The sequence below is a fragment of the Psychroflexus montanilacus genome, from assembly GCF_020164535.1.
GTDB lineage: Bacteria > Bacteroidota > Bacteroidia > Flavobacteriales > Flavobacteriaceae > Psychroflexus > Psychroflexus montanilacus.
In genome coordinates this window covers 269,991-285,210 of the sequence record NZ_JAIQZC010000005.1, presented here as the reverse complement: position 1 = coordinate 285,210, position 15,220 = coordinate 269,991, and the positions used below count along the sequence as shown (strand labels likewise).

Here is a 15,220-nt window from a genome sequence, read left to right as displayed (position 1 = left end):
GTGTTAACCTTACTCCAATACCTCAATTAGCGGGGTGCAAAATTACAACTCTTTCCCACTACCAACCAAACTTTTTTGAAGGTTTTTTTGAGATAATTCATAACTCACACAACTCCTTTCTATTAGATCAAAAAAATAATGGCAGGCTGTGAAAAAAATTGCATTTTACTATGCATGCATAGTAAAATTGCTTATATTTGTAATAATAGATAAATATGAAAGAGAAAACCATAGACTACGTTTTAAGATCTACCTGGATTGCAGTAGCTAAAATGTATAATGAAGAAGCTAACAAAAAAGGTAGTAGTATGGCCACTGGATTTGCCTTATTAAGTATAGATCCAGAAAAAGGCACTCCTTCTACAGCTTTAGGTCCAAAAATGGGTGTTGAATCCACTAGTTTATCTCGAACACTGAAAACAATGGAAGAAAAGGGGCTTATTAAAAGAGAGAAAAATCCAAATGACGGAAGAAGTGTCTTGATTCACCTTACAGACTTTGGAATTGAAATGAGGAAATTTTCAAAATATGTAGTGCTTTCATTTGACGAAGCAGTTAAAGAGAATATCTCTAAAGAAGATTTAGAAGTTTTCCTTAAAGTAACAGATCAAATTAATAGACTCATTTCAGAGAAAATGATTTTTAAACAAGAACAACCTAAAACTCAATAAATTATATGAAAAGAAGAATCAAAAAAGTTGCTGTTGTTGGTTCCGGTATTATGGGAAGCGGTATTGCTTGCCATTTTGCCAACATCGGCGTAGAAGTTTTACTTCTTGATATTGTACCAAAGGAGCTTACTGAAGCCGAAGAAAAACAAGGTAAAACTTTAAAAGACACTTCAGTTCGTAATAGAATCGTCAATGAAGCTTTAACGTCTTCATTAAAATCTAACCCCTCTCCTATTTATCATAAGGACTTTGCGAAAAGGATTGAGACAGGCAATCTTGAAAATGATATCTCAAAGATTAAAGATGCAGATTGGATCATAGAAGTGGTTGTGGAACGACTTGATATCAAAAAGCAAGTCTTTGAAAATCTTGAAAAACACAGAACACCAGGCACTTTGATATCTTCTAATACATCGGGAATTCCTATAAAATTCATGAATGAAGGAAGATCGGAGGACTTTAAAAAACACTTCTGTGGAACCCATTTCTTCAATCCACCACGTTACCTTAAATTATTAGAAATTATTCCTGGTCCCGATACTTCAACTGAAGTTTTGGAATTCTTAAATGACTATGGAGAAAAGTTCTTAGGAAAAACCACTGTAGTTGCCAAAGACACTCCAGCCTTTATTGGTAATCGAGTTGGGATTTTCAGCATCATGAGTTTATTCCATATGGTTAAAGACATGGACATGACGATTGAAGAAGTGGATAAACTAACTGGACCTGTTATTGGACGACCTAAATCGGCGACCTTCAGGACTGTAGATGTTGTTGGATTAGACACTTTAGTTCATGTAGCTAACGGCCTTTATGAAAATGTCCCTAAAGATGAACGGCACGATCTTTTCAAATTACCTGACTTCATCGAACACATGATGGACAAAAAATGGCTAGGCAGTAAAACTGGTCAGGGCTTTTATAAGAAGGTAAAAAAAGATGATGGTTCTAGTGAAATCAAATCTTTAGATCTTAATTCATTAGACTATAGAGAACGTAAATCAGCAAAATTTGACACTCTTGAAAAAACCAAGTCCATTGATGTTGTTGCTGATAGATTTCCAGTTTTAATAGAAGGAAAAGATAAAGCGGGAAAATTTTACAGAAAAAACTTTGCTGCATTGTTTGCCTATGTTCAAAATCGAATTCCAGAAATCACAGATGCTCTTTATAAAATAGATGATGCGATGAAGGCTGGTTTTGGATGGCAACATGGCCCATTCCAGATTTGGGATGCTATTGGACTCGAAAAAGGTATCCAGTTGATGAAAGATGAAGGCTTTGAAATTGCTGACTGGATCACAAAGCTTTCAGAATCAAAAGATAAATCTTTTTATCACGTAAAATCTGGTAAAACTTATTTCTATGACATAGATAAAAAATCACACGAAAAGATTCCAGGTCAGGATGCGTTCATTATTCTTGATAACATCAGAGAAAGCCACGAAGTCTTCAGTAATAAAGATTTAGTTGCAGAAGATCTTGGGGATGGTATTTTGAATATTGAATTCCGAAGTAAAATGAATTCCATTGGTGGTGATGTCCTCAATGGTATCAATACTGCTATGGATATTGCAGAGAAAGAGTACGATGGAGTTGTGATTTCAAATACTGGTGATAATTTTTCTGTCGGCGCTAATATTGGAATGATTTTTATGTTCGCGGTTGAGCAAGAGTACGAAGAGCTCAATGGAGCTATCAAGTACTTCCAAGATACCATGATGCGTATGCGCTACTCTTCCATTCCAACTGTAGCCGCGCCTCATCAAATGGCACTTGGCGGGGGTTGTGAACTGTCTATGCATGCCGATAAAGTTGTTGCTCACGCTGAAACTTATATCGGCTTAGTTGAATTTGGTGTAGGTGTTATCCCAGGTGGTGGTGGTTCTAAGGAAATGACCAGACGAGCGGCGATGACCTTTCAAAAAGATGACGTTGAATTGAACAGGTTAAGAGAAAACTTCTTAACTATCGGTATGGCTAAAGTAGCTAAATCGGCTCATGAAGCTTATGACTTGAATATTTTAGAAAGAGGAAAAGATATCGTTGTTGTGAGTAGAGACCGTCAGCTTGCCATTGCAAAAGAACAAGCTTTACTAATGGCCAAAAACGGATACACACAACCGGTAAAGACCAATAATATAAAAGTTTTGGGCAGACAAGCCTTAGGAGCCTTTTTAGTTGGAACGGACCAAATGAAAGCTGGAAATTACATCAGTGAGCACGATCACAAAATCGCCAATAAACTCGCTTACGTTATGTCTGGTGGTGATTTATCTGAAGCCAATTATGTTTCTGAACAGTATCTATTAGATCTCGAACGTGAGGCTTTCCTTTCCCTTTGTGGAGAGCGAAAAACACTGGAACGTTTACAACATATGATCAAGAAAGGGAAACCGCTAAGAAACTAGTAGCCATCTAAATCTTCCCAAAGGGAAGACCTGAAGATCGTAAAAGTATAAATTTATTAACCGAAAAAAATACCCACAAAATCCCCTTTCCTTTGGAAAGGGTTAGGGATAGGAAAATGAAAACAGCATATATAGTAAAAGGATACAGAACCGCAGTAGGAAAGGCGCCAAAAGGTGTATTTCGGTTCAAAAGACCAGATGACCTGGCTGCAGAAACTATTGACTACATGATGAAGCAATTACCAGAATTTGACAAGTCCAGAATTGATGACGTCATCGTAGGTAATGCCATGCCAGAAGCTGAGCAGGGTTTGAACATGGGACGTTTAGTATCTCTTATGGGACTTAAATCTGAAGAAGTACCAGGCGTAACCGTCAACAGGTACTGTGCCTCAGGAATTGAAACTATCGCTATGGCTTCCGCAAAAATTCAAAGTGGCATGGCCGACTGCATTATCGCAGGTGGAGCTGAAAGCATGAGTTACATTCCTATGGGAGGTTATAAACCCGTCCCTAATTATAAAACTGCAAAGGCTGGAAATGAAAGTTATTATTGGGGAATGGGATTGACAGCAGAAGCTGTAGCTGAGAAATATAAAATCAATGCGAAAGATCAGAATGCATTTGCCTATAATTCTCATCAAAAAGCTATAAAAGCTCAACAAGAAAATAGATTTCAAGACCAAATCGTTCCGATTGAAGTTGAAGATATTTTTGTGGACTCCAAGAGCAAAAAGCAATCTAAGACCTACAAAGTTGATCAGGATCAAGGTCCAAGAGCAGATACTTCAGAGCAGGTGTTGAACAAACTCAGACCTGTATTTGCTGAAGGTGGAAGCGTTACCGCTGGCAACTCCTCGCAAATGAGTGATGGTGCAGCCTTTGTTATGGTGATGAGTGAAGAGATGGTGAAAGAATTGAATCTTGAGCCTGTTGCTAGATTGGTCTCATACGCTACTGTTGGTGTAGAACCTAGAATCATGGGAATAGGCCCCGTAAAAGCTATTCCAAAAGCTTTAAACCAAGCTAACCTAAAACTAAAAGACATTGAACTCATAGAGCTTAATGAAGCTTTTGCGTCTCAGTCCCTTGCGGTAGCGAGAGAATTGGACATCAATCAAGATATCTTAAATGTAAACGGTGGTGCTATTGCTCTTGGTCATCCTTTAGGATGTACTGGAGCAAAATTGTCGGTTCAAATTTTTGATGAAATGAAGAAAAGAAACCTAAAGAATAAGTATTCTATGGTCACCATGTGTGTAGGAACTGGACAAGGTGCTGCAGGGATATATGAGGTTTATTAGTAGTAAGTAGCTAGTAGTAAGTACTTAGAAAAATTAAACTCATGCATGATTATAAAAATTTAAAAGTTTGGAAAAAAGCTATTGAGTTAGCAAAATCTGTTTATGAATTTTCAGAGCACTTACCAATTGAGGAAAAGTTTGGCATGACAAGTCAAATTAAGCGTTCCTCCGTATCTATAGCTTCAAATATTGCTGAAGGTGCTGGAAGAAATACTGATAAACAATTCGTGAATTTTTTAAATATTAGCCTGGGGTCAAGTTTTGAACTTGAAACTCAATTTATTTTAATCCAAAAGCTATTTAATCTAGAATATCAAAATGAAGGCATTAAAATGATTTTGAAAGAAAATAATGAAATTCAGCGGATGATATATAAACTAATAATTTCAAAATCATAACCCCAGTTTTATAATCAATACTGATTACTTTATACTACCTACTTAATACAAACAAAGAGCAAAAATTATAAAAAAAGAAAAAATGGAAACAAAAGAAAAACTAGATGAAATGATCCGAGGTGGTCAATTCATTGTAAAAGAAACGAAGGCAGAAGACATCTTCACACCAGAAGATTTTTCTGACGAACAAAAAATGATGAGAGACTCTGTAAAAGAGTTTGTGGACAGAGAAATATGGCCTAAAAAAGAAGAGTTTGAGAAAAAGAATTACGAATTGACCGAAGAGGTGATGCGTAAGGCTGGTGAACTCGGATTTTTAGGCGTTGCTGTACCAGAAGAATACGACGGACTCGGAATGGATTTTGTCTCTACCATGCTGGTTTGTGACTACATTTCTGGTGCCACAGGCTCTATCGCCACGGCTTTTGGCGCACATACTGGAATTGGCACCTTGCCTATTACCTTATATGGAACTGAAGAACAAAAGAAAAAATACATTCCTAAACTAGCGACAGGCGAATGGTTTGGTGCGTATTGCCTAACTGAACCAGGAGCTGGCTCGGATGCTAATTCTGGAAAAACAAAAGCAGTTTTGTCTGAAGACGGTTCGCATTACAAGATCACAGGACAAAAAATGTGGATCTCCAATGCTGGATTTTGTGATATATTCATCGTCTTTGCACGAATAGAAGATGACAAAAACATCACTGGATTCATCGTTGAAAAAGACCTTGAAAATGGAATTTCCATGGGGGATGAGGAGAAAAAATTAGGAATTCACTCCTCCTCTACTCGTCAAGTATTCTTCAATGACACTAAAGTGCCTGCAGAAAACCTACTAGGAGAAAGAAATGGTGGTTTCAAAATCGCTATGAACGCACTTAACGTTGGTAGAATCAAATTGGCAGCGGCCTGTTTGGATGCGCAGCGTAGGGTATTAGGTTCTGCGGTAAGTTATGCCAATGACAGAGTTCAGTTTGATACGCCTATTTCAAAATTTGGGGCGATCAGATCCAAATTGGCAGAAATGGCAACTTCAATATATGCCGGTGAAGCAGCATCTTACAGGGCTTCCAAAAATATTGAAGACCGCATCAACTTGAGAAAAGAAAGCGGAAGTTCACATCAGGAAGCAGAATTGAAAGGTGTTGAAGAATTTGCGATAGAGTGCTCAATCTTAAAAGTTGCCGTTTCCGAAGATATTCAGAAATGTACAGATGAAGGTATTCAGATTTACGGTGGTATGGGCTTTTCTGCCGATGCACCGATGGAATCTGCCTGGAGAGATGCTAGAATTTCCAGAATCTACGAAGGCACCAATGAAATCAACAGAATGCTTTCTGTGGGTATGTTGGTTAAAAAAGCGATGAAAGGTCACGTTGATCTTTTAGGTCCAGCAAAGGAAGTTTCTGATGAATTGACAGGAATTCCATCCTTTGACACCCCAGATTACAGTGAGCTTCTTGCAGAGGAAAAAGCTATGTTGAGAAAACTAAAAAAAGTATTTTTGATGGTCGCAGGTAGTGCTGCTCAGAAGTACGGTGAAGAATTAGAAGAGCACCAGCAACTGCTTTTAGCTTCGGCTGATATTTTGATCGAAACTTACATGGCAGAATCAGCGATTTTGAGAGCTGAGAAAAACGCCAATCGTTTCGGTGAAGACACTCAAAAGGTTCAAATCGCTATGGCTAAGTTGAGATTATACAAAGCCGTTGATAAAATCAATGAGAAAGCCAAAGAAGGAATTATTTCCTTCGCTGAAGGTGATGAGCAAAAAATGATGTTGATGGGTTTAAAACGTTATACCAAATACGAAAACTATCCTAACATTGTTGAATTAAGAAATACCATCGCAGACAAAATTGTTGAAGACAATAAATACGCTGTGTAACTTTAGCGTATTTCTTTTAAATTTTAACCCTGTCTTTTTTTTATAAGGCAGGGTTTTTTATGTTGAATTTGCTCTAGTTAACTTGTATGCCTTAAGATACATTTCTTGATGCTTACGTAGACTCAAAGCCTTCAAAGCGACAAAAATTAATAGATAAAATTACCACTGAACTATAGATGATCAACTAAAAAATGTTTAGATTACTATTCAATAAAATAAAAAATCGATGAAACATATACCTTTACTTGTAATAATGCTTATTATACTCCAGCCATCCAGTGCCCAAGAACTGAAAGGAGCTTGGCAGAAGATCGATAAAAATGCTGATGACCAAAAAACCATCAAGCTCTACAGCGACTCTTATTTTACAAGTTCAACTTACCTGGTATCTTCAGGGGAATTTATTTCAGCGACTGGTGGGACTTATTCCTTATCCAATTCAGATTACATCGAAAATTATGAAATTGATTCAAAGTCCAGAGCTGTTACTGGAACTTATTTGAATTTCGATTTTGAGGTCAAAAACGACACTTTAAACTTACAGGACAAGAACTCTCGAAATGAAGAAACCTGGGTAAGAATTGATAAAGCTGAAGGAGAATATGTCACCTGCTGGAAAATTCATCAGGCCTTTAGAGATTCCAAATGGCTTACGATAGAAGACAAGCCCAGAAAAACCCTCAAGATGTTAACCGATAATTACTATCAAGTTTTGGCGCTAAATAGTCAGACAGGTGAATTTTTTGGTTCTAGCGGTGGTACATGGTCCAATGAAGATGGGCGACACCAAGAAAGGATTCATTTTTTCTCAAAAAAACCGACCATGGTTGGAGACACCCTTACCTTCAAAAAAGAAATAAAGGACAGCATCTGGAATCACAATGGAAAAAGCTCTGAAGGAGACTACATCCAAGAACGCTGGAAAGTATTTAAATAAAAAAAAGCTCTTCATGATGAAGAGCTTTATCAGTTGATGACTTGAGATTAGTAATTAACGTATTCTATAATTTCAAGACCATAGCCAATCATGCCCACTCGTTTCTTTTGTTGGGAATTGGACATTAGTTTGATTTTATGCACCCCTAGATCGTGCAGGATTTGTGCTCCAATACCAAAATCCTTTTCATCCATGACCACACGAGGAGCTTTATCAATGCCTTCTTTTTGATTTTGCTTTAATTCTTTTAATCTATTGATTAAGTTAAATCCGTGGATATCTTGATTGATAAATACAATAGCCCCTTTCCCTTCAGCATTGAGCTGTTTGAACATCATGTCTAATTTTTGATCGGCATTGGAGGTTAGTGTACCAAGAATATCATTGTTAACTAGTGTAGAATTCATCCTAACCAATACTGGCTCGTCAGTTTTCCAGGTTCCTTTAGTTAGCGCCAAATGCACCTGGTCATTAGTTGTTTGGTGATAGGCTCTCAACCTATATCTTCCAAATCGAGTGTTCAATTCAAAGTCTTCAGATTTTTCAATCAAAGAGTCGTGTTGCATTCTATAGGCGACAAGGTCTTCTATGGACACCAATTTGAGATCATGCTCTCTAGCGACGTCAACGAGCTGAGGGAGTCTGGCCATAGAACCATCTTCATTCATGATTTCACAAATGACACCTGCTGGCTTCAAACCTGCTAATCTTGCAAAATCAATAGAAGCTTCTGTATGTCCAGTTCGTCGTAACACGCCACCTTCTTTAGCTATAAGTGGGAAAATATGTCCTGGTCGATTCAAGTCGTGTGGTTTGGTTTCATCATCACATAAAGCCTGGATAGTCAAGGCCCTATCTGAAGCTGAAATTCCAGTGGTAACTCCTTTTCCTCTAAGATCAACTGAAACTGTAAAAGCCGTTTCCATTGGGTCAGTATTGTTACCGACCATAGAGGTAAGGTTTAGGTTTTTACAGCGCCCTTCAGTCAGTGGAGAGCAAATAAGCCCTCTTCCATATTTGGCCATGAAGTTGATCATTTCTGGAGTCACCTTTTCTGCAGCTGCCAAGAAATCTCCTTCATTTTCTCTGTCCTCATCATCAACCACTATAATCACCTTTCCAGCTCTTACATCGTCTATGGCTTCTTGTATAGAATCCAGTTTTATCTTTCCTTCTGTCATTTTTTATTATTTCTGATATTAAAAACGTTTGCTTTTATTTTTTTCACTAGCTTGTCAATGGGAACAGCTATAAAATCTAAATTCACAAATCCTTGATCTGTTGTTGCTCTATAAGTCAAATAAATACTTAGAGGAAACAAAATAATTGTAGACAACCATGATCCCAGAAATGGAGGTAAACTCCCACCTTCTGCACTATTGGAAGCAAATAATCCAATAAAATGATATGTTAGAAATATGGTAATCGCAACAACCATTGGCAACCCCAAGCCACCTTTTCTAATGATTGCACCAAGTGGTGCTCCTACAAAGAATAAAATCACACAAGCAAATGGTAATGCGTATTTGCTATGCATTGACATTTCGATTTTATTCAATAGAATTTGTTTTTGCTTAAATTGATTTTTTTTTGAACTTATTTGTGGTGTAATGCTATTTACAGAATTGGTAGCTACATTAAATAGCTGAGATCTTTGTCTGTCAGGATATTCCCAAAATAAGCTATCGATAGATAAAGTGGTTAACAAATCGTAGGACGTTTCTTCTTCTGAATCATCCAATGTGTCTTCAACACTTATCCTTTCTGTAATACTCTTGTTTATTTTTCGTGAATCGTCTTTAACGACATCTAATACCTTTTCGATATTCAAAGAACGCTGTAACCCACTTCTTTGCTTGATAATTCTGTCATAACTCTCCACACTGCGATTGTAATCATTTGAGAACGAATCTAATTGAATTCTAAGTTCGCTTGTATTTAACATCTTATAAGGATGCTTTAAACTTTCATCTTCAAGGTCAACATCATTAAATGAAGATAAATCCATATTAAGGATATATTTATCGAAAGCTGACTTGACGAAAGGAGATTTTAGTTTTTGCTGATAAGTTTTAGTTGGGACTTCATCATAGTAGTTACCATCATAAAGAATTAGCGACAAAACATTTGAATTTTCTTCAGATTCTAAAACTCCATTATCAGCCTTGATTACAGTGTAATTGCCAACCCTGCTTTCAGATTTTTTATGGATTATAACATCATCCAAATTCTTACCATTTGGCCCACTTTTTTTGCTCACCTTTATGTTGATATTTCCCAAATCATTGAAAGCACCCTCTACAATTGCCATAGATGGTTTAACCTGAGCAATATTTTTTCGCATGTTAAGGACTTTTCCTTCAGCAAAAGGAATAACTGTATTTGCAAAATAGAAAGTAACTACCCCTAGTAATAATATAAAAACAATGAGGCTACGCATGGCTCTCTGAAGGGAAATCCCAGCTGACTTCATAGCTGCAAACTCGTATTGTTCAGCAAAACTTCCAAAGGTCATTATGGATGCCAGTAGTATAGTCAATGGCAAAACCATGGGAATGAGGTTAGGTAGAAGGAAAAGTAAAAATTTAGAAATGATTTCTAAATCAATGTCTTTTCCTGCGAACTCTTCGATAAACCTCCAAACAGACTGAAGAATGAATATGAACATCAAAATTGTAAAAACAGAAAGAAAGGTTTTTACAAATGAGGTTAATATATAGCGGTCTAATGTTTTCAATACCAGGTTTTAGTCTAATTCATTGATATAATAGTCTGCGTACTTAGATCTTTGAAACTGAAAATGAGTTGCAGATAACGGCTCATTGGTTTTGAATTTAGTAACTCGAAACTCTACTCTTGTATTATCTGGCTGTACTTGGATCAAGTTAAAGATATGCTTGGTTTGTTTATCAATTCCAAGCAAGATTTGTTTCATGTCATTATCAGAATCCATAGGAATCAATTCTACATATTGAATTTTTCTTCCTTTTACATCTTGTAACACATCCATTTTGAAACGGTATCCTTCTTGATAAAATGTAAGCATTTTGGAGGGAGTTATTTGATCGGAATCCATTTCATCGTAAGCAGATATTGTCACCTCGTCATCTTCTGGTACAATAGTGTAAATCTTTTTTCCATCAAAAATTTGAGTAGTTCCCATAAGATTTAAAACATATTTTTCATCTTTTATGCTTACATCTCCACGAGTTTCTTGTTTAACATTCTGTTCTTTATTTTCTAAAGTGTAAGAGAAATCAATGACCAGATTATCGTAGGATTCTACTTTATCCAGCACTTGCTTAACCAAAGCTTTGGCTTCACTATCATTTTGTGCTAAAGTGGCGTTGGACAATAATAATATGAAAGCTAATGCACTAAATAATTTAATTGTTTTCATGGAATATGAGTTATGTGTTTTGTTCGTTTTTGAGTAATTCTTCCAGAGCGATAAGATCTGGTACAAGCACCTGCCTAGCTTTGCTTCCTTCAAAAGGTCCTACAACTCCAGCAGCTTCAAGTTGATCTATAATCCTTCCAGCTCTGTTGTAACCTAGCTTCAACTTTCTTTGTAAAAGAGATGCAGAGCCTTGCTGAGCTGTAATTATAACCTCTGCAGCATCTTTAAACAGTTTGTCTCGATCTTCAATATCATTATCAACACTTATGCCAGAGTCTTCCCCAGAATACTCGGGTAAGAGGTGTGCATCAGCATAGGCTTTTTGCGACCCAATGAAGTCGGTAATCTTTTCAACTTCAGGTGTATCTACAAATGCACATTGTAGGCGAATCAAATCATTTCCTTGAGTAAACAACATATCGCCTCGACCAATCAGCTGGTCTGCACCTCCAGCGTCCAGTATAGTTCTTGAGTCAATTTTTGAAGTCACCCTAAAGGCCATTCTGGCAGGGAAGTTAGCCTTGATCATTCCGGTTATAACATTTACAGACGGTCTTTGAGTAGCGATAATTAGATGTATACCAATAGCTCGAGCCAACTGTGCAAGTCTGGCTATTGGTGTTTCCACCTCTTTACCAGCCGTCATAATAAGATCTGCGAACTCATCAACAACAAGGATAATATATGGTAGAAACTTGTGACCATTTTCAGGGTTGAGTTTACGTGCTTTAAATTTTGTATTGTATTCTTTAATATTTCGAACCATTGCATCCTTCAGTAAATCATACCTATTATCCATTTCAATACAAAGTGAATTCAGGGTGTTGATTACTTTTGTATTATCTGTAATAATAGCTTCTTCTGTATCTGGTAGTTTGGCTAAATAATGTCTTTCAATTTTATTGAACAAAGTCAATTCTACTTTTTTAGGATCTACCAAAACAAACTTTACCTCAGCAGGGTGCTTTTGATAAAGCAGGGAAGTTAATATGACATTAAGTCCTACAGATTTACCTTGACCAGTCGCTCCTGCCATCAATAAGTGAGGCATTTTAGCTAGATCTACAGTATAAGTTTCATTGGAAATGGTTTTGCCCATCGCAATAGGAAGTTCCATTTCAGCATTTTGAAATTTATTGGAAGCCACTACAGACCGCATAGGGACAACAGATGGGTTCTGGTTAGGAACTTCTATACCAATGGTTCCTTTACCAGGAATTGGAGCGATAATCCGAATACCAAGAGCTGAAAGCGAAAGAGCAATGTCGTCTTCCAAGTTTTTAATTTTTGAAATCCGAATACCAGCTTCTGGAACAATCTCATATAAAGTTACTGTAGGTCCAACCGTTGCCTTTATCTGTGCAATCTCAATTTTGTAGTTTTTAAGTGTATCTACAATTTTATTTTTATTCTGTTCTAACTCTTTCTGGTCAATCGTAATACCACGGCCAGAGTTATAATCTTTCAATAATTCTATACTTGGAAATTGATAATTAGCCAGCTCCAAAGTAGGATCAAATTCCCCAAAATCTTCAACTAACTTTTTGCTAAGTTGATCAGACTCTTCTTCATCTTGAGCGGTCTCTACCTCCATTTCTACGTCATCTTCATCCTCTGACTTAATAACGATTTTCTCTTTTTCAACAGGTCCTACATTTGTTTTTTCACTGAAGGAATTTTCTATTTCCACATCCTTGTCCTGATCATAATCTTCTTTAGAAAGGGTATCCGAAGTAGTGGCTATATCTATCTCTTTATCTATACCCTTTTCATCTGAAGTTGTTTTTCGTTCAAACTTAACTTCAGAAACTTCTTCTTTCACATTTTGTTTTTGCTTAGAAAACGATTTTGATAATGCGTCTGGTGTTAAATTCAACCGTGATACCAGATAGATAATCAACATAAAAATCAAAATAAGAACTACACCCAGCTTCCCAATATAAGCTTGAAGAAAATCGTTTATTTCGTAACCAACTACTCCACCTAAAATTGGATTGGTAGTGACAAAAAATCCTAAAAGCAATGAAAACCATAGAATAAGATAAGCTCCCCAAAACCAAAGTGATCTCAATCTAAATAGCTTTAAATTCAGAAATAAATAAACTCCTGTAATAAATAGCATAGCTGGTAAACTTACAATAGGAACACCAAAACCCTTGTAAATAAGAGTATGGCTTATGTAAGCACCAAATTTATTGAGCCAGTTGTTGGCGTTTTCGCCTCTATTCAGGACATCCCCCATCATGGACTGATCTGCCTGCCAGTTGAAAAAATAGGATATAAACGAAATGAATAGACCTATAGAAAACAGAATCAAAAAACTACCAAAAATAATTTTGGTTCGCTTTGATGTTTTTAAGTTGAAGCTTTTTTTAGGTTGCTTAGGTTTGGTCGTTTTGCTTCGTTTTGTTTTAGCCATAGAGTTAGTAAAGTACGAAACAAAAATACAAATATTAACCGCTTAAACTAATCAAATTAAGTCTAGGAAATAAGGAATGTAAATTATCAATCCAATTGCTAATGCGAACAAGCCTGCGACCAGTACTGCACCAGCGGCGATGTCTTTTATCTTCCCAATATGTTTATCAAAATTTGGTTGCATGTAATCTGCCAGTTTTTCTACTGCAGAATTAAGTCCCTCAACACTCAAAACTAAAGCCATCATGCCAAGTTGAGCAAACCATTCAATATTTGTTATCTGAAAATAAAAACCTGCAATGATAAAAAGAAAAGAGAAAAACAGTTGAAACTTAAAGCTGTCCTCCCTCAATATTAAATAGGATAAGCCTCTCCATGCAAAGACTAGAGAATACAAACGCTCTTTAATGGTTTTCAATCTAAACATGAATACTATTTTGAATTGAAATTTACGGCTTTATTTTAAGGCAAAAAAAAAAGAAACTGCTCTCACAGTTTCTTTTTAAGTATTATGATGAATGAGTCTAAGATCTATCAATAGAACCTAATACGCGCTGTGCAAAAGTGTTGGCAGCATCTTTTTCAGACATTCCATCTTTAACCATTTTATCCATTTCAATGGCACCAGCGATATTGGTAATTATTTCTCCAACTACATCCATCTCTTCATCTTTCACAGATCTATGTTCTGTAAAAGATTCTAAAACTTCAATGGTATGCTCAAGCTTTTGAACATCATTGTTTTTTTGAAAATGTTTAATTATTGGTAACTTCATTTACTAATTCTTTTAAAGAGTCAAACTTATTAGTTTGTACTTGATTTTTAAATTCTCCGTTGACAAAAGTTGCAAATGTTGGAAGATTATCAACGTTAGCTAATTTTCTGGATTCAGGAAATTTCTCTGCATCTACCATTATAAATGGAATATCTTCATTCTCACTTGCTAACTTCTTAAATTTAGGTTTCATCAATCTACAGTTTCCACACCATGTTGCAGAATATTGTACAACAACAGTTTCATTACTATTAACTGATTCTGCTAAATTATCTTGTTCTAATTCTTTAAACATAAACTTTAATTTTTTAAAATAATTCAGTTTAAAACTGAAATGATTAGTTGCTAGACAGGTAAGAAGCTACACCTTCTCTATCTGCTTTCATACTTTCTTTACCTTCTTCCCAGTTTGCTGGACAAACTTCACCGTGCTTTTGTACATGTGTATAAGCATCTATCAATCTGATGAATTCCTTCACATTTCTTCCTAATGGCATGTGATTTACGCTTTCTTGAAATACAGTTCCTTCTTCATCTATTAAGTATGTAGCTCTATATGTTACATTGTCTCCATCTACAGTAAGGTGTCCGTCTTCATCGTCATAACGCTCATTAGTAGTATCGAGGATACCTAATCTGCTACTTAAATTTCTATTGGAATCTGCAAGGATTGGGTAAGTTACACCTTCAATTCCTCCATTATCCTTAGAAGTATTTAACCATGCAAAATGTACTTCAGGTGTATCACAAGAAGCACCAATAACAATGGTATTTCTTTTTTCAAACTCTGGTAAAGCTTCTTGAAAAGCATGTAATTCTGTTGGACATACGTAAGTAAAATCCTTTGGATACCAGAATAAAATTATTTTTTTGTTTTCTTTTTTAGCTTTTTCTAAAATATTAATTTGATAAGTATCACCCATTTCATCCATGGCGTTAACTTTTAAATCTGGGAATTTTTTTCCTACTATTGACATATTATAAATATTTAGTTGATTAATAATTCATTGCAAA

The 15,220-nt window shown here is 36.0% G+C and carries 14 protein-coding genes; 6 read left to right on the top strand and 8 right to left on the bottom strand.

Annotated features, from left to right (window positions below):
• Positions 1-215 precede the first annotated feature (215 nt).
• The 6 genes from LB454_RS13930 (at position 216) to LB454_RS13905 (ending at position 7,612) form a co-directional block, all read left to right on the top strand.
• Entirely contained in the window at positions 216-671 is a 456-nt protein-coding gene (locus tag LB454_RS13930) for a MarR family winged helix-turn-helix transcriptional regulator (RefSeq protein ID WP_224465293.1), read from the top strand.
• Between the two features lie 5 nt (positions 672-676).
• Positions 677-3,082 (top strand): 3-hydroxyacyl-CoA dehydrogenase/enoyl-CoA hydratase family protein, encoded by a 2,406-nt coding sequence (locus LB454_RS13925; RefSeq protein WP_224465292.1) that lies wholly within the window; start codon positions 677-679, stop codon positions 3,080-3,082.
• Between the two features lie 116 nt (positions 3,083-3,198).
• Entirely contained in the window at positions 3,199-4,386 is a 1,188-nt protein-coding gene (locus LB454_RS13920) for an acetyl-CoA C-acyltransferase (protein ID WP_224465291.1), read from the top strand.
• A gap of 41 nt (positions 4,387-4,427) precedes the next feature.
• Positions 4,428-4,784 carry a four helix bundle protein gene (locus LB454_RS13915; protein WP_224465290.1) on the top strand — a complete coding sequence of 119 codons (357 nt, stop codon included), beginning with the start codon at positions 4,428-4,430 and terminating at the stop codon, positions 4,782-4,784.
• Positions 4,785-4,866: 82 nt separating this feature from the next.
• Positions 4,867-6,675 (top strand): acyl-CoA dehydrogenase family protein, encoded by a 1,809-nt coding sequence (locus tag LB454_RS13910; RefSeq protein ID WP_224465289.1) that lies wholly within the window; start codon positions 4,867-4,869, stop codon positions 6,673-6,675.
• 226 nt (positions 6,676-6,901) lie between these two features.
• Entirely contained in the window at positions 6,902-7,612 is a 711-nt protein-coding gene (locus LB454_RS13905) for a hypothetical protein (RefSeq protein ID WP_224465288.1), read from the top strand.
• A gap of 47 nt (positions 7,613-7,659) precedes the next feature.
• On the opposite strand, the gene ribB is transcribed toward LB454_RS13905, so the two are convergent.
• The 8 genes from ribB to LB454_RS13865 form a co-directional block, all read right to left on the bottom strand.
• Positions 7,660-8,793, bottom strand: coding sequence for a 3,4-dihydroxy-2-butanone-4-phosphate synthase (gene ribB / locus LB454_RS13900; protein ID WP_224465287.1), 1,134 nt, complete (start codon positions 8,791-8,793; stop codon positions 7,660-7,662).
• The gene (locus tag LB454_RS13895) at positions 8,790-10,349 is read right to left on the bottom strand and encodes an LptF/LptG family permease (protein ID WP_224465286.1); all 1,560 of its coding nucleotides are present in this window, start codon (positions 10,347-10,349) and stop codon (positions 8,790-8,792) included. Before LB454_RS13895 ends, ribB begins: the two co-directional genes overlap by 4 nt.
• Positions 10,350-10,358: 9 nt before the next feature.
• Positions 10,359-11,012 carry a LolA family protein gene (locus tag LB454_RS13890; RefSeq protein ID WP_224465285.1) on the bottom strand — a complete coding sequence of 218 codons (654 nt, stop codon included), beginning with the start codon at positions 11,010-11,012 and terminating at the stop codon, positions 10,359-10,361.
• 10 nt (positions 11,013-11,022) lie between these two features.
• On the bottom strand, positions 11,023-13,431 hold the full coding sequence (locus tag LB454_RS13885) for a DNA translocase FtsK (protein ID WP_224465284.1): 2,409 nt from the start codon (positions 13,429-13,431) through the stop codon (positions 11,023-11,025).
• Between the two features lie 51 nt (positions 13,432-13,482).
• The gene (locus tag LB454_RS13880; protein ID WP_224465283.1) at positions 13,483-13,857 is read right to left on the bottom strand and encodes a diacylglycerol kinase family protein; all 375 of its coding nucleotides are present in this window, start codon (positions 13,855-13,857) and stop codon (positions 13,483-13,485) included.
• 97 nt (positions 13,858-13,954) lie between these two features.
• Positions 13,955-14,206, bottom strand: coding sequence for a DUF6952 family protein (locus LB454_RS13875; protein ID WP_224465282.1), 252 nt, complete (start codon positions 14,204-14,206; stop codon positions 13,955-13,957).
• Complete coding sequence (locus tag LB454_RS13870; protein WP_224465281.1) at positions 14,187-14,501, bottom strand: thioredoxin family protein; 315 nt, start codon at positions 14,499-14,501, stop codon at positions 14,187-14,189. Before LB454_RS13870 ends, LB454_RS13875 begins: the two co-directional genes overlap by 20 nt.
• 43 nt (positions 14,502-14,544) lie before the next feature.
• Complete coding sequence (locus tag LB454_RS13865) at positions 14,545-15,183, bottom strand: peroxiredoxin (RefSeq protein WP_224465280.1); 639 nt, start codon at positions 15,181-15,183, stop codon at positions 14,545-14,547.
• Positions 15,184-15,220 lie beyond the last annotated feature (37 nt).